Annotated in this window: 26 protein-coding genes and 1 tRNA gene; 12 read left to right on the top strand and 15 right to left on the bottom strand. The window is 36.3% G+C overall.

Annotation, left to right across the window (positions count from 1 at the left end):
* Positions 1-427, top strand: a 427-nt coding sequence (locus GQO80_RS12495) for a transposase (RefSeq protein WP_157208704.1), incomplete at its 5' end; no start/stop codon positions are given.
* Positions 428-607: 180 nt separating this feature from the next.
* Here GQO80_RS12495 and GQO80_RS12500 read toward each other — a convergent pair.
* The 4 genes from GQO80_RS12500 to GQO80_RS12515 form a co-directional block, all read right to left on the bottom strand.
* On the bottom strand, positions 608-910 hold the full coding sequence (locus GQO80_RS12500) for a type II toxin-antitoxin system RelE/ParE family toxin (protein WP_157208705.1): 303 nt from the start codon (positions 908-910) through the stop codon (positions 608-610).
* 1 nt (position 911) lies between these two features.
* Positions 912-1,133 carry a hypothetical protein gene (locus GQO80_RS12505; protein WP_157208706.1) on the bottom strand — a complete coding sequence of 74 codons (222 nt, stop codon included), beginning with the start codon at positions 1,131-1,133 and terminating at the stop codon, positions 912-914.
* Between the two features lie 146 nt (positions 1,134-1,279).
* Positions 1,280-1,750 carry a DUF6495 family protein gene (locus GQO80_RS12510; protein WP_157208707.1) on the bottom strand — a complete coding sequence of 157 codons (471 nt, stop codon included), beginning with the start codon at positions 1,748-1,750 and terminating at the stop codon, positions 1,280-1,282.
* Between the two features lie 57 nt (positions 1,751-1,807).
* Positions 1,808-2,281, bottom strand: coding sequence for a heme-binding domain-containing protein (locus GQO80_RS12515; protein ID WP_157208708.1), 474 nt, complete (start codon positions 2,279-2,281; stop codon positions 1,808-1,810).
* A gap of 38 nt (positions 2,282-2,319) precedes the next feature.
* Between GQO80_RS12515 and GQO80_RS12520 the strand changes: the two genes are divergently transcribed.
* The 3 genes from GQO80_RS12520 to GQO80_RS12530 all read left to right on the top strand — a co-directional run bounded on the left by GQO80_RS12520 (position 2,320) and on the right by GQO80_RS12530 (position 4,532).
* Positions 2,320-2,913, top strand: coding sequence for an adenylosuccinate lyase (locus GQO80_RS12520; protein ID WP_157208709.1), 594 nt, complete (start codon positions 2,320-2,322; stop codon positions 2,911-2,913).
* A gap of 72 nt (positions 2,914-2,985) precedes the next feature.
* Positions 2,986-4,329, top strand: a complete 1,344-nt coding sequence (purB, locus tag GQO80_RS12525; RefSeq protein WP_157208710.1) for an adenylosuccinate lyase — start codon at positions 2,986-2,988, stop codon at positions 4,327-4,329.
* A gap of 5 nt (positions 4,330-4,334) precedes the next feature.
* Complete coding sequence (locus tag GQO80_RS12530; protein WP_157208711.1) at positions 4,335-4,532, top strand: hypothetical protein; 198 nt, start codon at positions 4,335-4,337, stop codon at positions 4,530-4,532.
* A 118-nt stretch (positions 4,533-4,650) separates the two neighbouring features.
* On the opposite strand, the gene GQO80_RS12535 is transcribed toward GQO80_RS12530, so the two are convergent.
* The 4 genes from GQO80_RS12535 to GQO80_RS12550 form a co-directional block, all read right to left on the bottom strand.
* Complete coding sequence (locus tag GQO80_RS12535) at positions 4,651-5,193, bottom strand: DUF4252 domain-containing protein (RefSeq protein WP_157208712.1); 543 nt, start codon at positions 5,191-5,193, stop codon at positions 4,651-4,653.
* A gap of 91 nt (positions 5,194-5,284) precedes the next feature.
* The gene (locus GQO80_RS12540) at positions 5,285-5,845 is read right to left on the bottom strand and encodes a DUF4252 domain-containing protein (protein WP_157208713.1); all 561 of its coding nucleotides are present in this window, start codon (positions 5,843-5,845) and stop codon (positions 5,285-5,287) included.
* 42 nt (positions 5,846-5,887) lie between these two features.
* A complete protein-coding gene (locus GQO80_RS12545) occupies positions 5,888-6,379 on the bottom strand; it encodes a hypothetical protein (RefSeq protein WP_157208714.1) in 492 nt (163 codons plus the stop codon).
* On the bottom strand, positions 6,366-6,875 hold the full coding sequence (locus tag GQO80_RS12550; protein ID WP_157208715.1) for an RNA polymerase sigma factor: 510 nt from the start codon (positions 6,873-6,875) through the stop codon (positions 6,366-6,368). The genes GQO80_RS12545 and GQO80_RS12550 overlap by 14 nt, the downstream gene beginning before the upstream one ends.
* A gap of 121 nt (positions 6,876-6,996) precedes the next feature.
* On the opposite strand from GQO80_RS12550, the gene GQO80_RS12555 reads away from it, so the two are divergent.
* Entirely contained in the window at positions 6,997-8,463 is a 1,467-nt protein-coding gene (locus tag GQO80_RS12555; RefSeq protein ID WP_157208716.1) for a S41 family peptidase, read from the top strand.
* Positions 8,464-8,547: 84 nt separating this feature from the next.
* Positions 8,548-9,303 carry an NERD domain-containing protein gene (locus GQO80_RS12560; protein WP_157208717.1) on the top strand — a complete coding sequence of 252 codons (756 nt, stop codon included), beginning with the start codon at positions 8,548-8,550 and terminating at the stop codon, positions 9,301-9,303.
* A 186-nt stretch (positions 9,304-9,489) separates the two neighbouring features.
* Here the strand turns inward: GQO80_RS12560 and GQO80_RS12565 are convergent.
* Together GQO80_RS12565 and bshB1 are read right to left on the bottom strand one after the other, a co-directional pair.
* Positions 9,490-9,565, bottom strand: a tRNA-His gene (locus tag GQO80_RS12565).
* Positions 9,566-9,788: 223 nt separating this feature from the next.
* Complete coding sequence (bshB1, locus tag GQO80_RS12570; protein WP_157208718.1) at positions 9,789-10,511, bottom strand: bacillithiol biosynthesis deacetylase BshB1; 723 nt, start codon at positions 10,509-10,511, stop codon at positions 9,789-9,791.
* A gap of 411 nt (positions 10,512-10,922) precedes the next feature.
* On the opposite strand from bshB1, the gene GQO80_RS12575 reads away from it, so the two are divergent.
* The gene (locus GQO80_RS12575) at positions 10,923-11,609 is read left to right on the top strand and encodes a DUF2490 domain-containing protein (RefSeq protein WP_157208719.1); all 687 of its coding nucleotides are present in this window, start codon (positions 10,923-10,925) and stop codon (positions 11,607-11,609) included.
* Here GQO80_RS12575 and GQO80_RS12580 read toward each other — a convergent pair.
* Positions 11,599-12,189 carry a TMEM175 family protein gene (locus GQO80_RS12580; RefSeq protein ID WP_157208720.1) on the bottom strand — a complete coding sequence of 197 codons (591 nt, stop codon included), beginning with the start codon at positions 12,187-12,189 and terminating at the stop codon, positions 11,599-11,601. The two genes, GQO80_RS12575 and GQO80_RS12580, sit on opposite strands and share 11 nt — an antisense overlap.
* A gap of 76 nt (positions 12,190-12,265) precedes the next feature.
* On the opposite strand from GQO80_RS12580, the gene GQO80_RS12585 reads away from it, so the two are divergent.
* A complete protein-coding gene (locus tag GQO80_RS12585; RefSeq protein ID WP_157208721.1) occupies positions 12,266-12,922 on the top strand; it encodes an HAD family hydrolase in 657 nt (218 codons plus the stop codon).
* Here the strand turns inward: GQO80_RS12585 and GQO80_RS12590 are convergent.
* The gene (locus GQO80_RS12590) at positions 12,919-13,665 is read right to left on the bottom strand and encodes a LytR/AlgR family response regulator transcription factor (protein WP_157208722.1); all 747 of its coding nucleotides are present in this window, start codon (positions 13,663-13,665) and stop codon (positions 12,919-12,921) included. The two genes, GQO80_RS12585 and GQO80_RS12590, sit on opposite strands and share 4 nt — an antisense overlap.
* 1 nt (position 13,666) lies before the next feature.
* Entirely contained in the window at positions 13,667-15,448 is a 1,782-nt protein-coding gene (locus tag GQO80_RS12595; RefSeq protein WP_157208723.1) for a tetratricopeptide repeat-containing sensor histidine kinase, read from the bottom strand.
* Between the two features lie 161 nt (positions 15,449-15,609).
* Between GQO80_RS12595 and GQO80_RS12600 the strand changes: the two genes are divergently transcribed.
* The 4 genes from GQO80_RS12600 (at position 15,610) to GQO80_RS12615 (ending at position 19,192) form a co-directional block, all read left to right on the top strand.
* Positions 15,610-16,710, top strand: coding sequence for a hypothetical protein (locus GQO80_RS12600; protein WP_157208724.1), 1,101 nt, complete (start codon positions 15,610-15,612; stop codon positions 16,708-16,710).
* 5 nt (positions 16,711-16,715) lie between these two features.
* Positions 16,716-17,705 carry a T9SS type A sorting domain-containing protein gene (locus GQO80_RS12605; RefSeq protein ID WP_157208725.1) on the top strand — a complete coding sequence of 330 codons (990 nt, stop codon included), beginning with the start codon at positions 16,716-16,718 and terminating at the stop codon, positions 17,703-17,705.
* 115 nt (positions 17,706-17,820) lie between these two features.
* Positions 17,821-18,756: a CsgG/HfaB family protein gene (locus GQO80_RS12610; protein ID WP_157208726.1), complete on the top strand. Its 936-nt coding sequence runs from the start codon at positions 17,821-17,823 to the stop codon at positions 18,754-18,756.
* 37 nt (positions 18,757-18,793) lie between these two features.
* On the top strand, positions 18,794-19,192 hold the full coding sequence (locus GQO80_RS12615; RefSeq protein WP_157208727.1) for a hypothetical protein: 399 nt from the start codon (positions 18,794-18,796) through the stop codon (positions 19,190-19,192).
* A 3-nt stretch (positions 19,193-19,195) separates the two neighbouring features.
* Here GQO80_RS12615 and GQO80_RS12620 read toward each other — a convergent pair whose 3' ends face one another.
* Together GQO80_RS12620 and GQO80_RS15785 are read right to left on the bottom strand one after the other, a co-directional pair.
* A complete protein-coding gene (locus GQO80_RS12620; protein ID WP_157208728.1) occupies positions 19,196-19,603 on the bottom strand; it encodes a DM13 domain-containing protein in 408 nt (135 codons plus the stop codon).
* Between the two features lie 74 nt (positions 19,604-19,677).
* Positions 19,678-19,836 carry a hypothetical protein gene (locus GQO80_RS15785; RefSeq protein WP_198037782.1) on the bottom strand — a complete coding sequence of 53 codons (159 nt, stop codon included), beginning with the start codon at positions 19,834-19,836 and terminating at the stop codon, positions 19,678-19,680.
* Between the last annotated feature and the right edge of the window lie 2 nt (positions 19,837-19,838).

The raw sequence follows: 19,838 nt of genomic DNA on the forward strand, positions 1-19,838 counted from the left end.
TTTAGAAAGTATTCCTGGTGTATCATTTATTTCTGCAGCAACGGTTGTTGGTGAAACTTTAGGCTTTGAGTCTATATCAGGTGCAAAACAACTTACGAGTTATGCTGGCTATGATGTGGTTTTAAGAGAGTCTGGTAATTTTAAAGGTAAGACCAAAATAAGCAAAAAAGGAAATAGCCATATTAGAGCTGTTCTTCATATGCCTTCAATGACATGCGTTCGTTGCAATCCCACCTTAAAACAGTTTTATGAAAGGCTAAAACCCCAGAAAGCAAAACCTCTTGTGGCTTTAGTAGCTGTTCAAAGAAAATTATTGATTTTAATGTTTACACTCTGGAAAAATGAAACATATTATGACGCTGATTTTGAAAAGAAAAAACAGCAAGAACCAAAAGCTCTTGCTGCGCAGGATAGCATTATGATTTAGCATAAGTGCTTCCTATAATTTTTAGTTAATTTATTAGGTTTTTAACACAGTACCTATGAGTAGTTGCGTGGGTTAGACCTTAACTTTACAAGTACACACCAAAATGAAAATCCGCAAGGATTTTCAGAAGTAGGCGAGAACAAGCAATAATTACTCATAGCCATTGTTGGGCTTTCGTTTTTAAATTTCTTTATCTAATTTATTCGGATTCTGTTTTGTGTCAAATAACGTAACAATATTTATCTGTTTAGAATTATAGCGATAATATAAAGTCGTTTGTTTAGTGATTACACATTTTCTTAAACTTTTTCCTTTTTTAGATTCAGGAAATATTTCAGGCTGGTTTTTAATTATTTCAATCGATGAATCTAATTTTTCAACAAAATCTTTTTTAACCTTAACTGACCATTCTTTGATTAAGTACTCGAAAAGTTTTTCTAATTTCTTTTCGGCTGTTTTTGAAATAACAACTTTTCTGCTCAATTTATCTGTGTTTTTGCATAAAAGATTCGTAATCTGTTATTTCTCCATTTTCTATTTCATGCGAAGCTTTCTCAATTTCTTTGCGTTGTTCAATAGATAAGTCGTCCCAAAAGTCAGCTGTTTTTGCTTTTTTGAAGATTTTTTTAATTGAATCAATAATTTTCGGATTTTCAGTATCCAAAAGCATTTTAACCAATTCTATTTTTTCCGCCTGAATATTCATTACATTTTTTATTTATTATCAAAAATAATGATTTCAACCCTAAATTTTAATGTAAACTTGGATTTTTTTAAATGAAGCCCAACAAGTCGCTAAACCATGTTTTGGACTCCTAATTAAAAGATTGCTTCACTACGTTCGCAATTGCGTTAATTAATCAACCCATCAAAATACCTAAACAAATCGCCTTTGGTAATAAGGGCACCTTGTTCAATCATTTTAAATTTATCAAGGTTCTTTTCTTCGGTATAATTTTTATCGGCTTGTAAAAATTCAACACGCTCATCCATTAGGTTTTCGCGCAACCACTTATAGCCTTCGGGGGTAGTAATATCAACGGCGCTGTTTTTAACATTAATAACTATGGCCTTCATTTTATTTTTTCCTAAACGGAACAAATAAATGTGCTGCGCCGAAAAATGTTCTAAATATTCGGCCTTGTTCAACACGCCCTCCCAAATTAAATCGCTAAAAACGTCCAGTTCCATTTCAGCAAGTTCGGGCTTGTTTGCTTTTAGGTTGGCCCATTCATTGGCCGTAATGGATTGGGTTGCCAAAAAATTGATAAATTCTTGGTGCAATTCTTCAAATTGTTCTTTTGTTAATCGTGCGTATTTCATGCTACATTATAAACTGAGCACCAAAAAACGGGCAAGCTCTTTAAACAAGGTGCAAAATTACTCAGGTTTTGGTTCTAAACCATATTTTATGCGCACCATTTTCGCCCAATCTACCACCGCTTTTATTTGGGCATCGGTTAAGTTGGCCTCAGCATGGGTTAAAGTATAGGATTTTAAAGGCATATCCTTATTTTCAACCATTTCAATAAGTTCTTCAAATTTATGGTCTTTTCGTTTTACCGTATTGCCTTCCCAATTAGACATGTTGAAATGCTTTTTACCGTCCTTTACATGGGCCGCCAACCAATAATTCACAGGGGTTATGGTATTGTACCAAGGGTATCGGGTAACATCGCTATGGCAGTCGTAGCACGTTTCCTTTAAAATTGCCCTAACATTTTCTGGCGGATTGGTCTCTGCCAAAAAAGGCTCAATGGAAGCCAAACTGCCCTGGTTTTTTTCAGGCCCAAAAAATTGGGCAACTATAAATACAACTAATAAGATTAGGAATGATTTTTTTACTATTTTCATGGTTAAAAATTTAGATGATTAAAAATAGTAAATTATAGATGACTTTTGAAGAATTCCATAAAGAATTAACCAACGTGGATGCATCGCGTGAAAAACGCTTGGCATGCGCCCATTTGGTCTTAAACGATATACACTTATTTCCCGAACTTTTAAGCATGGTATTTAAGGTAAATGATAAACTTTCGTATCGTGCCGCGTGGGTTTTTGAGTTTGTTTGTGAAGCGAATGTGTATGCGCTTATACCATATTTGGATGCGTTTTGTGCCAACCTTAAAACCATTCGTTTTGATTCTGCCGTGAGACCCATGGCAAAAGTGTGTGTGTTTATTGCAAAGGAATACTATTCAAAACAGCCCAACACCTTAAAGAAAACCTTAAAACCAAAACATAAGGAATTGATTGTTGAAGCCTGTTTTGATTGGTTGATACAAGACGAAAAAACATCGTCAAAAGCTTACGCCATGGAAGTACTATACCTTTTTGGCAAGGATTATCCATGGGTGTACCCCGAACTTGTAAAAATTTTAGAACAGGATTTCCAAGCCGAAAGCCCGGGTTACAAGGCGCGCGCAAAACGCATCCTTCAAGGCATAAAGAAAAAACAAAAACCCTTAAATTCCTTGTTGGGATAAAATCGTAAATCAAAACTTCGCAATTCGTCAATCAAAAACGTATCTTTGCAGCTTCAAAAAAAACAAACAACCATGCCATTATCACCACTTAACGCCATTTCACCTATTGATGGACGCTACAGAAGTAAAGTAAGCGAATTAGCACCCTTTTTTTCCGAAGAAGCCTTAATAAAATACCGTGTTCTTGTTGAAATAGAATATTTTATGGCGCTTTGCAACATCCCGTTGCCACAACTTGAAGGTATTGACAGAAGTGTTTTTAACGATTTAAAAGCGATTTACACACATTTTTCTTCGGAAGATGCCTTGGCCATAAAAAAGATTGAAAACGTTACCAACCACGATGTTAAAGCGGTTGAATATTTTATAAAAGAAAAATTTGATGCTTTAGGTTTATCGCAATATAAAGAATTTATCCACTTCGGGTTAACCTCGCAAGATATTAACAACACGGCCATTCCGTTAAGTATCAAAGACGCTATTGAAGCCGTTTATATACCGGAATTTACCTTGCTTTTAAACAAGCTAAAAGATCTATCGAACGCGTGGGCCAACATTCCAATGCTTGCCAGAACACATGGGCAACCCGCATCGCCTACCCGACTTGGTAAAGAAATAAGCGTGTTCGTAGCCCGATTGGAAGCCCAATTTGAGGTATTGAAAACCATACCGAACGCTGCTAAATTTGGCGGCGCAACCGGCAATTTTAACGCGCACCATGTGGCGTATCCCAACATCGATTGGAAAATTTTCGGCAGTAACTTTGTAAAGCAAAAACTGGGTTTGCACCATTCATTCCCTACAACCCAAATTGAACATTACGACCACATGGCGGGTTTGTTTGATGCCTTAAAACGCATAAACACCATCCTTATTGATTTGGACAGGGATATTTGGACCTATGTTTCGATGGACTATTTCAAACAAAAAATAAAAGCGGGCGAAGTGGGCAGTTCGGCCATGCCACACAAAGTAAACCCCATCGATTTTGAAAATAGCGAGGGCAATTTAGGTATTGCCAATGCCATTTTTGAGCATCTTTCGGCAAAACTCCCGGTATCCCGAATGCAACGCGATTTAACCGACAGCACCGTTTTAAGAAATGTGGGCGTTCCATTTGGGCATACCCTTATTGGCTTTAAAGCCACCGTAAAAGGCTTGGATAAATTAGTGCTGAACGAAAGTAAATTCACTGAAGATCTGGAAAACAATTGGGCCGTGGTTGCCGAAGCCATTCAAACCATTTTACGTCGCGAAGGCTACCCAAACCCGTATGAAGCGTTAAAAGGACTCACCAGAACCAATACCAAGATAAACAGCACATCAATCGCTAACTTTATTGATACTTTAGAGGTTTCAAATACAATAAAAGAAGAATTAAAACGTATTACACCTAGTAACTATACTGGAATTTAGACTTTATGATTAACGATAAACTATCGCTCATTCTTTGTGGCGTTTTGGCAGGCAGTATTTTTGTGTTCGGCATTTTGGATGTCTTGGACAATTATATTGTTAAAACCTTTTTGACCATCATTTTTTTAGTGATTGTATCTAACTTTTTTGTAGTGTATTCCAAAAAACCTAAAGAAGAAAAAGAACAAAAAGATTTGAGTTGAAAGAGGTTTGCCCTTAAACGCATTGCTAAGTGTAACAACTTATAGATAGCCTCGTACCTGCAACGGCTTATAAAAATCCTATTAAACAGCCTGTTTTTAAGTATCGTGTTACCGAAAACTATTTAAAAAACCCCATCATTTCTTGAAGCTTGCCTTGGTCCATTTGGGCATATTGCAGGGCACTTACCAAGTTTGCCATTTTATCGGGGCTCATATTATCGCCCAAAATGCGCACTATGCCAAAACCCAAGGTTTTTGAGCTTCCTAAAACCACCAGTTCATCGGCCTTGACATCGTTTCCTATATATTTTACAACAATTCTATTGCCTTTATCGCTAAATTCCATAAGCTCGTTGTACTTTTTATCACTTAAAATGGTTTTTACTTTTGTCAATTCCGTATTATAGGCTTCGGCGTTATTTGCATCTACCTTGAACCCTAAAAAATTCAACCGGTTAACCGATTTGTAAGCATCTCGTTGTTCGCTGGTAAGTTTCGATTCATCCAGTTTCAACATCGCTATTGGAAGATCCTGCGATATGAAGTTTTTAGCTTCCTGATTATCAACAAAATAGCCCTGTAAAGTTGATTTGTTTTCGCAGCTTGTACTAAAGAATGCAGTAATTATTAAAACTGGGAGGTATTTTAGGAATGAATTCATGGTATTGGTTTTGGAAATGTTTAAAATGAAAGGGCATTGTAAGCTATTGTTTAAAATGGCTTTCAATGCCCATTGGTTTTTGATTGATGATTTACTTTTTCTTTTTCTCTAGATTTTTACCGCCGGGGATGTTCATTTTTTCGGTTAATTTTGAAATTTCATTTAAGTTAATATCACCCGTAAGCGATACCACCACGGTTTCAATACGGCGTTGTTCCCCATTAATTTCAACGCTTTCCTTCATAACTTTATTGATGCCGTTTACAAAAATTAAAAGCTCTTTTACGTGGTTGCTGTCTTTACCTTCCTTAACATAAAATTTCACTTCCGAGCCTTCATCTTTCACTTCCATCAATTCTTCCAAAGCACTTGAGCGCGATTTCACCCATTTTGTTATATCTGCTGAAATGTTTTTGTTATCGGTTACCAAGGTTTTAAAACTGGTAATGCTTTTTACCATATCCATATAGGCTTTTGCTTCTGGATCGTCCACATTAATGCCCATATTGGCTATCATTTGGAACATTTTGGGTTTAATGGACACGTAGGTTACTTCGGAATTGTCGTTATATTTTTCAAAAATATCCTGTGCCATTCCGGTTATGGGTAATAATAGAATTGCCAATGCGATTAGTCTTAGTTTCTTTTTCATGTTGCTTGTTTTTAAGGAGTTAATTGTTGTTTGTATTTGTTTTTATTGATGGTTTTTAAAGATGATGCCGGTGGTATTCTCAATTTCGTTAAGATAGCCAAGGGTTGCGGTGCCTTTGTTGACTTCGTTCAGGTAACCAACCGTTGAAACGCCTTTGTTGAAGTGGTTTGATATCATGTTTAACGATTTTGTAACTTCATTTAGGGCATCTTCAGGATTGTCATAGGTACCATAGGCATATTCGTTATAGGATGCCACAACCGGTGTTTTCATATAATACCCTAGGGTTAAAACAACCACCGCTGCTACGGCCAGCCATTTGTAATTAAATGCCGTTTTGGTTTTAATGGGAAGCTGTTTTGTAAAATGCTCCTGTTGGTTGGCCAAAAAGTAGGCAAACATGGGCTTGTACATTTCCAAATGGGGCGCCACGGTTTCCTGTGAAAAATACTTTTTCAGCTGCTGTTCTTCCTTTAGGCTTGTTTCGCCGTTTTCGTACCTTTTAAGCAAGGCTTCTATGTTATTTGATACCATAATTGTTTGTAATGGTTAATTTTTCCCTTATTGTTTTTCGGGCCCTAGACAAGGCAACGCGCACAGCGGTATTGTTCATTTCCAGCATGTTTGCAATTTCATCTAAATCATATTCTTCAATATCGCGCAATTGCACGACCATTTTTTGCTGTTCGGGTAAACTTTCAATAATTTTTGCTACCCATTGTAGGCTATCGTGTGCTTCAACCTGTTTTTGTAACGAGGTGCTAGCATCCTCATAATTAGTGTGCACTATTTTTAAATTTTGTGCTTGTTTCGATTTTAGCTTATCAAAACAATAATTCTTTGTCATGGTCATGGAAAATGCTTCCACATTTTTGTATTCCTCAATTTTTGCCTGGTTGCTCCACAACTTCATCAAAACCTCTTGTGTGGCATCTTCAGCTTCCTCGGTAGATACAAGCAATCGTTTTGCTAAACGAAACACTTTATCCTTAAACGGCATCACAATATTTAAAAACTCGGTTTGAGTCATTATTGGTTTGGTTATTTGATATTACGACGAACGATGCTTTAATTTGTTACAATTTATTTTTAATTAAATAATAATGTAATAAATTTAGAGTTTTATTGACTACCTACAACAAAGATACACCATGAAAAACCTAAAGGCCCTACTCCTACTATGTTCCATTTCGCTTATAACTACCAGTTGTTTTAAGGATGAGGACGACGACCAAATAGCATCCAGTGAAATCAATGATTTTGTTTGGAAAGGCATGAACTCGTGGTACAATTGGCAAGAAAATGTGCCCAATCTGGCCGATACCAAGGATGACAACCAAGGAACTTATTATTCATTTTTATCGCAAACGGGCAATCCCGAAACTTTTTTTAATGCATTAAGATACCAATATGGAACCACCGATAGGTTTTCGTGGTTTATTACCGACTATATTGAGCAATTGCAGGGATTTCAAGGTATTTCAAAATCGATAGGGCTGAAATTGCAGGCGGTTCAAATAAATGCTGGTGGCGACATCATTTTGTATGTACGCTATGTTGCCGATAACTCGCCCGCTGCCAATGCCAATGTGAAACGCGGCGACATTATCAATGCCGTAAATGGCAAGGTATTAAAAACCTCAAATTTTCAAACCATTGCCGGCGATTTGGACCAAGAAAGCGTAAAACTATCCTTTGTTACCGAAAATGCAGGTGTTTTAACCCCTAAAGAAGACAAAACCCTAACGGCCGCCGTTTTATTTGAAAACCCTGTTTATTTGAAAAAAGTATTTAACGATATTGCCGGTAGAAAAGTGGGCTACTTAGTATATAATGGCTTTAGAAGTTCGTATAACGATGAACTAAATGATGCTTTTGCCTATTTTAAAAGCGAGAACATAAATGAACTTATTCTTGACCTAAGATTGAATGGCGGGGGTTCGGTAGGCACATCGGCCTATTTAGCAAGCATGATCTATGCCGATGCCGGAACTGGCATATTTGCCAACCTTACATTTAACTCAAAACACCGTGAAGAGGATGGTGCCTATAAATTTGAAAACACCCTAAACATTTTTAATGAAAATGACGTGAAAACAGGGCAAGAGCCCATTAATAGACTAAACAGCATCAATAGGCTATATGTTTTAACGTCCAGCAGTACCGCCTCGGCAAGTGAAATGATTATTAACGGCCTAAAAGCCTACATGCCAGTTAGGGTTGTTGGCACCACTACCTATGGCAAAAATGTGGGCTCCATAACGCTATTTGATTCGCCCAAAACCGATTATACCGATAGAACCTCGGCAAACCCCAGTCATTTATTTGCTATGCAACCTATTGTTTTTCAGATATTCAACAAAAATGGTGAAAGCGATTACACCCAAGGGTTCACTCCAAATATATTAGTAAAGGAATACGATTATTGGAATGTCATTTTACCCTTTGGGGATGAAAATGAAGTGGTTTTAAAAGCTGCACTTGACGATATAAAAGGACTTACCCCAAAAGCATCGGGCACCAAAAAAACAAGCAATTACAAACGTTTGGAATTGCCAACTTCTAAAAATAAGTTTGAGCATGAGATGTATTTGGATGGTAGTTTTTTTGAAAGATAAACGCAAAAAAAATTGCCTGTTATTAAAATATTGGCATGGTGTTTTTTAGCAGCAAATTAAAATCCAAGAACATTCTTTTAAAAAATGGAATTCTTAATTATTATTTTAATTTTAGTTGCTTATGGAATTACATATTATTTCAAAAAAAGAATTGTTCCAAAAATCAAAGGTTCGATTGGAGAGTACAAAGTAGCTACTAAACTAAAGCGTCTCGACAAAAAAGAATATTTAATATTAAATGATTTATTATTAAAAAATGGCAACTTTACTACTCAAATTGACCATGTAGTTATATGCAGAGGTGGAATTATTGTTATCGAAACAAAAAACTATAAAGGTTGGATTCATGGACATGAAAACTCTGAATATTGGACTCAATCTATATATAAACATAAGAGTAAATTAAGGAATCCGATTAAACAAAATTGGATTCATGTCTTTGCAATAAAAAAAATACTTTCAGAATATAATTACATCAAATATTTTCCAATTGTTGTTTTTGCAGGAGATGGCAAACTAAAAAATGTGACTACGTCTCTACCAGTTATATATACAAACAAACTTATTAGAACAATTAAAAACTTAAATGAACAGGAAAATTTATCATATAATCAAATGGAACTGATTTCAGATAAATTACTGAAGAACAATATAACTGACCAAAAAGCATCCAAGAACCATTCATATCAAATAAAAAAGCAAATACGAGAACAAAATAAAAAAGTCAAACAAAAAATATGTCCCAAATGTGGAAATAAACTGATTAAAAAAAGCGGAAAATATGGAAAGTTTTATGGTTGTGATAATTTTCCAAAATGCAGATACACCTTAAACATATAAAACAAAGCTAATAACACCATATAAAAATAATTGGTTGGTTCTTGCTTACTCGGAAAGTCCTACGGATTTTACTTTGGTTAGTTCCTTTTTTAATAAGAAAGTTGCTTGCACATTCCTCTTCTATTTTCCACACAATTATTAACACCCTAAAACAAAAAAGCTCCCTATTTCTAGGAAGCTTTTTTTGGGTGGAAGACCGGGCTCGAACCGGCGACCCTTGGTACCACAAACCAATGCTCTAACCAACTGAGCTACAACCACCGTGTATGTTTTGAGAAGTATAACTTCTTTGGTTCTGCTCTTAACGCCCAATCGCTATTGGAACGTGCACTGTGTAACATGTACATGAAATGCGAGTGCAAATGTAATGGATTTGAATCTTTTCTACAAAGACTTTTTTTAATATTTTCACATGAATTTAAAATAGCCTCTCAACCATATTGTTATGTACTGTGCAATGGTACGGATTGGCGTTTAAAAACACCTTATTTTAAATGGAACAGGCTGTTTACGGCTACGCACCGTTCAACTGTAAAACCTTCGGCGTATTCAACCCCTACCAAACGCCCCAAATCCCTAGCCCTGTAAAGTATGCTATCGGTAAAGTTCTTGCTTGATATAGGGGTTTCCGGCTCTTTGCTTGTTGCATCAAAAAACTGGGTTTTATAGGCCATGACCGCCTGCATCTTAACATCCATAAATTGAGATACATCCACTACAACATCGGGCGACAAATTATTCCATTGGATATAATGATACACGTGTTTGGGTCGCCATGGGTCTTGCCAAACATCGGTATTGCTGTCTTTGGTGTCTATTTTTAACAATCCGCTTAAAAAACAAGCATCACTTACTAATTTACTGGCCTTACCGTGGTCGATGTGCCTGTCTTGTATAGCATTACAAAAAACGATTTCCGGTTTATATTTGCGAATCATTTTAATGAGTTCCATCTGGTGGAATTTATCGTTTACAAAAAAACCATCGGCAAATTCCATGTTTTCCCTAACCGAAACACCCAAAATGGTGGCGGCGTTTGCCGATTCCACATCTCTGGTTTCGGCAGTACCGCGGGTTCCCAGTTCACCACGGGTTAAATCTATAATGCCTATTTTTTTGCCGTTTGCAACTTCCAGGGCCAAAGTGGCGCCACAACCCAATTCCACATCATCTGGATGTGCGCCTATGGCCAAAATATCTAACTTCATCTAAATAAATATTCGGTTTATTAATAACTATTGTTCATTATTTTGAATTCCCTGTGGTACTCTCACGTTTTCGTAAGCACATTCACTAATAAAAAAACTGAAATTATGAATTATTTACAAAAATGCAAAACGCTTGTAAAGCATGACATTAATCATAATCCATAGGGGTTTTACCTACTAATTTTGCTCCCAAACAAAAAACAATGCACCTCCTTTAAAAGAGGTTCTGTAAAGGTAAAGTTAATAAATAAAACAGGTATTAATTAACCCATTTTTTAGAAAAAAATTAATTAAAAAGAATTATAAATTGATTGCAAAAACATTGACACCTTTAAAAAACACCTCTTTTGAAGTCGGCCATTTTCGTTCACCCCAACCTTACCCCTTTTGTAATTTCAATTCCTTTTTTCAATGAAGTCCCTTTTAGCCCTTTTAGTTGTTACCGTTTCGTTACAACAAAGTTACGCCCAAACCAATATAGAAGACAAATTAGGTGCTTGGTACACCTTGGATGCGACCCATATCGTATCGGAAAAAACAAGTTTTACAACCGGCATCCAATTACGTGCCTATGAAGCTACCGATAACATAAACCTGATATTTTATTACGCCGGCATCAACTATAAAATTACACCGAAAATCGCTGTTTCTGTGGGCGGTTATTACATTGACGTTGATAAAAGCATCGACGTTTGTGGTACGCCACACCTGTACGAGAAAACAATTTTTGAACAAATTAGCTACAACCATACGCTTGGAAAATTTCCTATTTACCATAAGTTGCGCATGGAAAACAGGTTTTTAATTTTTATGGGAGAAACCACTCCATCCAACAGACTCCGCTATTGCGTAGGAACAAAAATAGCGCTTAACAAGCTCCTTTATTTAAACGCCAATAACGAGTTTTTTGCCAATTTAAAAGGAGATGTTTGTACAGAAAACAGATTATTTGGCGCACTGGGCATAAACATTACCAAAGCCAACAGTGTTCAAATAGGCTATATGAACCATAAAATAAATGGCTTGAACTTGCACCGGCTCCAGTTGATGCTTCTTATTAAAACCGATTTAAGAAAAAAAACACCTATTAGCTCTTAACCATTTCTTCTTTAAGCGCTTTTTCAATGCGGCTATCTGGAATAAGCCACATTATGGCTACCAATACAAACATAATTCCAGAAACCCAAACGCTAAAAAAAGCACCAACAATACCAATTAAGTACAGTAAGGGCGATGCTTTTCCTTTTAAATCCTTTCCTAAAGCCCGCGCCAAAACAGATGCTTTTCCGTGACTTTTTATAATTAAGTTTTGAAGGATAAAATAAGCGATGGCTGCCGCCAACAAAACCAAACCGTACAAAAACACCGTAGCCTCTGTAAAATGGTTTTCGCCCATCCAACCAGTAACAAACGGAATTAAGGACAACCAAAACAACAAATGCATATTTGCCCATAAAATGCTGCCCGAAACGTGCTTAACGGTTTGCATCATGTGGTGGTGGTTGTTCCAATAAATGGCTACATAAACAAAACTTAACACATAACTGCCAAATACGGGCAAAAGTGCAGATAAATCTTTAAATGTGCCACCTTGTGGTACTTTTAATTCCAGTACCATAATGGTGATAATGATGGCCAATACACCATCGGTAAACGCTTCCAGTCTTCCTTTTGTCATCCTAACAATTAATTTTTCAAATATTAAAATTGTTAAATTACTGATTAATCTTATAACTTCGCAAAAAAAAAACATCATGCTAAAAGCGGTCATTTTTGATATGGACGGGGTAATTATTGAAAGCGAACCCTTGCACCATATTGCCTATCATAATATGTTTAAGGATGTGAACATTCAAGTATCGGATACACTTTATGAGTCGTTTACCGGAAAATCGACCATTAACGTTTGCAAACAGCTTTGTACGCTTTTTAATTTGAAGGAACCGCCCGAACATTTGGTTTCATTAAAACGCAAGCATTTTGATTTTGTTTTTGAAAACGACACCAGTTTCAGCCTTATTGAAGGCGTTTTCGATTTGATAAAAGATTACCACAACAACCATTTAACCTTAGTTTTGGCATCATCTGCCACCATGCCAAGTATCGATAGGATTTTCAATAAGTTTGATTTAAACCCGTATTTTAAGGCGAAATTGAGCGGTGCCGATTTAAAGCAATCAAAACCACACCCTGAAATTTTTATGAACGCTGTTAAAGCATCTGGATTTAACACCCATGAATGTATCGTTATCGAAGATTCCACCAACGGTATTGAAGCGGCCAAAGGTGCCGGTGTTTTTTGTGTTGGTTATGATAGTTTTCACTCAAAAAACCAAGATTATAGCAAAGCGGATTTGGTAATAAAAACTTTTGAGGAGGTAAATTACCACAAAATAAAACATTTACTTTAATGGCAACGTATAGCTTTTAAAAAATCGTCTTTTCTTCGCGTAGAAACTTCAATAACCGAGTCGTCGGTTAACGTTACATACCCACCTTTGCCCTTGGAATATTTTTTAATATAGTCCAGATTGATCAAGTGCGAATTGTGCACCCTAAAAAAATTGCAATTAACAAGCAAGGCCTCAAAATATTTTAGGGTTTTTGAAACCATCAACTTATGCCTATCCTTGGTGAAAATGGTTGTATAATTTATATCGGCTTCACAGCGAACAATAACTGAAACCTCTAAAAACTCTAAGCCATCAACGGTAGGAATGGTTATTTTTTTTTGAATATCCGTTTTTGAGATGTTATTCAATAAGGCGGTAATTTTTTTTGAGAAATCCTTAGCTTCCAGTTTTGTGCTTACTTTATCGATGGCCAACCTAAAATCGTCTTCATCAATGGGCTTTAACAAATAATCGATAGCACTAAACTTAAAGGCCTGTACTGCATAAAATTCAAAAGCCGTTGTAAAAATAACTTCAAAAGCTGGGTGTTTTATGGCCTTCAATACGTCGAAACCTGTTTTATCGTGAATTTGCACATCTAAAAACACCACATCGGGCTGCAAACTCTCAATAGCCTCAATACCAGCACTTACCGTGGTACAGCTTTCAATAATTTCTACGGTGTTCTTAAAAGGTTTTAACAGGGCAACTATCCTATCGATGCAATGTTGCTCATCATCAATTATTATGGCTTTTATCATATTAATAGGCTAATTGAAATGGCAGTTTAACTTCAACACGCACACCTTCATCTTTATCTGTCATCAAAATGGCGCCTTTGGTGTTCTTCTTTTTGTTTATAATATCTATTCGGCTTTTGGTAATACTTATTCCCATCGATTTGTTTTCGGTTGAATGGATGTTGGCTTTCAACGTTCTTCCCACACCATTATCATCAACGGTACAAATAAGCATGTTTTCCTCTTTCTTGATGGATATGTCGATATGCCCTTTCGATTCTTTTTTAGAGATACCGTGCCAAATACTATTTTCTATAAAAGGTTGCAAAATGAGGGGCGGCACGAGCGTGTTTTCGGCATCAATAGCGGCATCAACGGTAATTTTGTAGGTAAATTTGTGCTTTAAACGCATGCTTTCCACTTGCAGATATAAATCCAAAACCTTTAAATCGTCTTCCAAAGAAATTTCACTTCTATTGGAATTTTCTAAAGTTTGGCGCATAATTTTAGCGAATTTTGTTAAATAAGTACTGGCAGCTTCCACATCGTTTTTTGAAATATAATCGTTAACCGAATTTAAGGAATTAAATATAAAATGTGGGTTCATTTGTGCCCGCAACGCTTTAAGTTCGGTGTTTGCCACTTTGGTATTAAATTCGGCTTCTTGCTTTTGGGTTACGGCGTCGCGTTTTCTTTTGTACAAAAACAATCCGAAAATTGACAGGGCAAACAATACGCTTCCGCCAACTATTGAACTGTTTTTTATTAATTTCTGACGTTCAATTTCAGCTTGGGCCAGTGCTTGGTTTTTATCTGCTTCATATTGAATTTCCCTTCGGCTAACCTCCAGCACCCTGTCTTTGCTTGCTAAGCTATCGTTTAAAATGGTGTATTTTTTATAGGATTCAAAGGCGTTTTTATAATCGCCTTGGTATTCATATACATCTGCCAAAGTTCCCCAAATGGCCTTTTGGGTTACCAAGTTGTCCAAAGATTCCTTTAAAGCCAAGGCTTTGTGGGCATAAAGTGAGGCTTTTTCCATGTCTTTATTTCCAAGGTAAACCACCCCAGCATTAGCGTAAGCGGTAGATCGAACAAACTCCAACCCATGGGCATCAATAAGTTCCAGGGCCTGCTCAATGTTTTGCAATGCCTCTTTATGCTTATTTATCCTACTTAAAATAAGCGACATATTGGTTCTTGTATAGGCCTCGAACAATGGATTTTTCTCTTCAACCGACCATTTTATGGCTCTTTTATAATAGAAAATTGCAGAATCCTGCACGCCCAAATCACTGTAAACATTTCCAATTTCGGCAGAAGCCAGTACACGATGTTCCGAATTTATTGAAATCTTTTTATAATATTTAAGCGCCTTTTTTAGCTCACCTTGTTCCCTGTAAATATTGGCAATGTTTCCAAGTGTGGAAGCTTCAAGAAATTTGAAATGATTGTATTTTTCAATTAACGTTAAACTTTTCTGGAAATTATCGATGGCTTTGTATGGATTAGACAATAAATGCTGATAAACAATACCAATACGTTCGTAGGCCATGGCCTCTCCCCTTGGATAGTTTAAATCTTGGGCCATTTTTAAAGTCTGTTTTCCGTAGGTTAACCACGAAGTATCGTTAGGGGTTAAAAACAGTTTGTTTTTCATGTAATCCAATCGCATATCAACAAAAGCGGTATCAATTTTTCCATGATTTTCCATGAGTTTGACTATGGAATCTAAAGGAACTTGTTGTGCCGAAATCGCCAAATGAATGTATCCGATAAGTAAAATTGAAAGAACTTGCTTCATAATGATATACTTTTTTCAAATGAAGTAGGTTGCTTGGGTTAAATCTAAGATAGCATTTTTATACAAAAAATAAGTAAAGTGTAGCAAAAAATAAGTGTAGATAGCAATTGGCAGTATGTAAATGTAGCTTTATACCATATTAATCCATAAAACACAACATTATGAAACCAACATTATTTTATTTATCGGCTGTTTTGGCAGTGTTCCTTTTATTGCCAAAAAATGTGTACGCTAAGATTTGGCGCGTTAACAATCAATCCAACTATAACAACACGACCAATTGGGGTGAAAATTATGGCGGTACGCCTTCGTACCCAGTTTTTAAAAACATTAATGAAGCCGTTGCAAGTGCCAGTGTTATTGCGGGTGATACGTTACATATTGAAGGATCGGCCATTACATACACTGATGCTATAATTACAAAAAGATTGGTGATTATTGGCCCTGGTTATTTTTTGACCGAAAACACCAATGTGTCCAATACAACTTATGATGCCAAAATTGGATGGATTCAATTTAATGCCGGTTCTGAGTCTTCTCAACTTATCGGTATGAATATTGTTTATGATGGCAATTCATCTGATGGTAAAGTTTATGTGAATGTGAACGATGTAACAGTGAAACGTTGCAGAATGGAACGTGGCGTGCAGTTTGGCACCCTATTAACCGATGTTTATATCCTTCAAAATTACTTTGCAGCGGGCACAAACGCCATACATACTAACGGAAATTCTAGTTTTATTGAACCAAACAATATTGTTTTCAATAATAATATTTGCTTAACAAAGCTAATTTGGACAAACAAAAACATTTTACAGTGCAACAACAATGTTTTTGAGGGGCCTGCAAATGTTTTAAACCTCGATTTTAACACGGGCTCTTTTAAAAACAACATTTTAAAATCGGCAGGCATTACGGCAAATATTAACGGAGGCACTAACAATAACGTGCAGTATAATACGGTTTCCAATTCAGGTGTTTTTGTTGGAACCACGGGCCATGTTTGGGAACCCAATATGAACAATCTTTTTGTAACAAGTGGCACCAGCGACGGTAAATACAAACTACAAAGTGCCGCTACAAACAATGCGCTTGGTAGCGATGGCACAGAACGTGGTGCTTTTGGCGGTGCCACCATAACCAATAGATATACCCTATCGGGATTAGCAGCTATCCCTGTGGTTTACGATGTTACAACTACGGGCGTATCGCAACCTGGAACCGGTTTGTTAGTAAGCGTAAAAGCCAGAACTATAAATTAAAAGCCATGAAAAAATCAGTTTTAATATGGTTTTTATGTTTTGCTATGGCGGTTTGTTATGCTCAGGCACCAATTACGAAAGTGGAATATTTTTTGGACACCGATAATGGCATTGGACTTAATACCGTTATTGATATTGCACCAAATACCACTATCGCAGAAAGTATTTTGGCCACCATACCTCCCACTACATCAGTTGGTTATCATAAACTATACTTTCGGACTAGAGATGCCAACGGACATTGGAGCCAGACCACACGAAGCCATCTGGAGATTATAAAACCTCAAACCCAAAACAACACGGTTATTGGGGAATATTATCTGGATAACGACCCCACGTTTTCGCAAGGAACAAGCTTTGTAATTAACCCGCAAAGCACAGACATTACTCAAGATTTTATAGCACAAATGCCTGTGAATGCATCAATTGGTTACCATAAATTGTATGGAAGAATAAAAGATGTTTACGGAAATTGGAGCCATACTTTTAGAAAAAACATTGAAGTAATTGAAAACAACGGGAATTTGGATATTGTTGAGATTGAATACTTTTTTGGAAGCGATTTAACTTTTGGAAACTCAAACGTAATAGCGGTTTCAAACCCTCAACCAAATCATACCGAGTTATTTAACGTGCCATATCCAGCGGGTTCATATAATTTCAATGATGTGCTGTATGTTAGGGCGAAAGATAGTTCAGGCAAATGGTCGCACACCACCATCTTGGATACGATAGATACCAGTTTAAGCAACACTGAATTTGAAGTTAATATGTTTTCATTGCATCCAAATCCTGTAAAAGACATACTTCATATCACATCAAACAACAAATTTTCAATTGAAACCATTTCAATATATGACATTACGGGCAAAAATGTATTCAAAACCACTAAAAACGTTCAGGAAATAAATATTGGAAACCTAAGCCACGGAATCTACATTTTAAAGTTGGATACGTCTATTGGAAATGCGAGTTATAAAATTTTAAAACAGTAAAATACTGATTATAAAACCATTTTAAACCCCATAACATCCTTTTTGTTTTTCGGGTGTTTTAAAAAATAGCTGTTTAGATAACGGACCAAGAACCACTAACCTTAAACTTAGAAATATGAAAACAACAAAAACAATTACAACTATTATTCTGTCTCTATGCTGTGCTTTATTAAGTGCACAAAAAGACCCAAAAACAACCGTAGAAGAAATTGAAAGTCAGTGCCAAGGCACTCCCACAGCGCAACGTGTAACCGTAAGTGTTTCCAGTTTTAATGTTGCTACACCTACGGCTTATGCCAAATTTGGAGACGAACTTTCGCAAATGCTTACCAATGCGCTTCAAAATGTAAACTGCTTCAATGTATTGCTTAGTTTAAAAGACAGCAATGAAATTATGCAAGAAATAAACTTTGGGGAATCTGGAAACACAAAAGCTGGTACTTCACCAAAAAGAGGCAATATGAAAGGCGCTCAAGTAATTGTTATGGGAAAGGTTACGGAGTTTGCAGCAGGCGAAAGTAGCGCTGGGGCCATAGGCATAAAATTTGGAGGCAACAAAGCGCATATTGGTTTTATCATCCAATTAATAAATGCGGAAACAAGAGAGTTGATTGACTCAAAATCTTTTAATGTTGATGGTAGAGCCAACGGATTTAAAGGGCTTAAAATTGGAGGCTTAAACGTTGCTGGTTCTACGCAAAACAATAAAGCATTGGCAGATGCCACCGAAAAGGGCATCATAGAAGCCATTGAATATATTGTGGCCTCTAAAGATAAAATGCCGCTTCCTAAGGTTAAAGACATTAATTCAAAAAGCGGGTCGTTTATCACGGTTTCAAATGCAGATTATGCCAAAGTAAAAATATTAACCGATTTGCTTGCTTCAAAAGGAAAGATATCCGATAAATCAATTTCCAATGGCATAGGTTCATTTTGGTTAGAACATTCGGTGGCGAGTGATGCCATTGCAGATTTTATCAACTCGAAATTAGGCAGCAAATTCAGTATCCAATCCTTAGATGCCGGTGAGATAAGTTTGGTTGCGAAATAAATTAATCCAAAAAAAAAAATAGATAACAATTGCCACTATGGACTTAAAACAAATCGATTTCGGCACATCCCTATTAAAAGTTTTAGAGCTTATTATTGTAAAACCGTTTACATTGCCTTGGCATGTTTATAAAAGCGCCTTGTTAAATTTATCCAATGCAAATTCTGAAGATTCTGAAGAAAAGGTGTTATCGGCCGATTTTCCGTTGTTCACATGGTTTATCCGCATGTTCGATGCTTTAATTGCCATAACCTATCCTATTGGCATTATGATAGCGCTTATTGCAGGCCTTAACAAATATACCGGTGGTTTTGGCAGTTTTTTAATAACGCTCCTAATCACCTATTTTGCTCCATTAGGGCTGGGTCTTGTAAGGGAGCTTTATCAAATCTCATTGAAAATGCTGTTGTATCTGAAAATTATTTCTTTAAACTAATTTTTATTTTAATACCGCATACCCAAAATTTACAGAAAAGGTAACGCACCAAACAATAACATGATTGTATTTGGTAAAATCCACATTGGCAGGTAAGGCATATTCGTAGTTGCCATCAACACCTTTTAAAGCACCTAATGTGATGTATGATGAAGCTGAACTATCGGTAGCCAAATACACTTCCAACAACGGGCCATTATCTGTTTTAAAATTGGTAAAGGACAAGATGGTTTTGGCGGTGTTTATGGTAGCTTTTCCTGAAGTAGTGTGTGCACCTGAAACAAAATCGCCTTTAAATACGGTCGGATTCATCATCGTGTCATTATCCATGTCCTCCATCATTGGAGAATCGGAACTAGAACATGATTGAAAAGAAATTAAAGCCAAGAGTAAAACAAATAAGATTTTCATAACGCAACTTTTAGATAGTTCCCAAATTGGTCGAACAAAAGTATTAAAAATTACAAATGCGCTTACATGTAACCTTACTTTTTGTTTTTATCCTCGTTTGCTTTGGTTATAATAGCCTTTAAACGCTCTTTTCTAAGTTGTTCAACTTCTTTTTTCTTGTTTTTCTTTTGATCCATCAATCTGGAATGTTTTGCCTTATTTTTGGTGTTTTTATCGCGCCCTGTTTTCGCCATAA

The sequence above is a fragment of the Mariniflexile maritimum genome (assembly GCF_009746565.1).
Lineage (GTDB): Bacteria > Bacteroidota > Bacteroidia > Flavobacteriales > Flavobacteriaceae > Mariniflexile > Mariniflexile maritimum.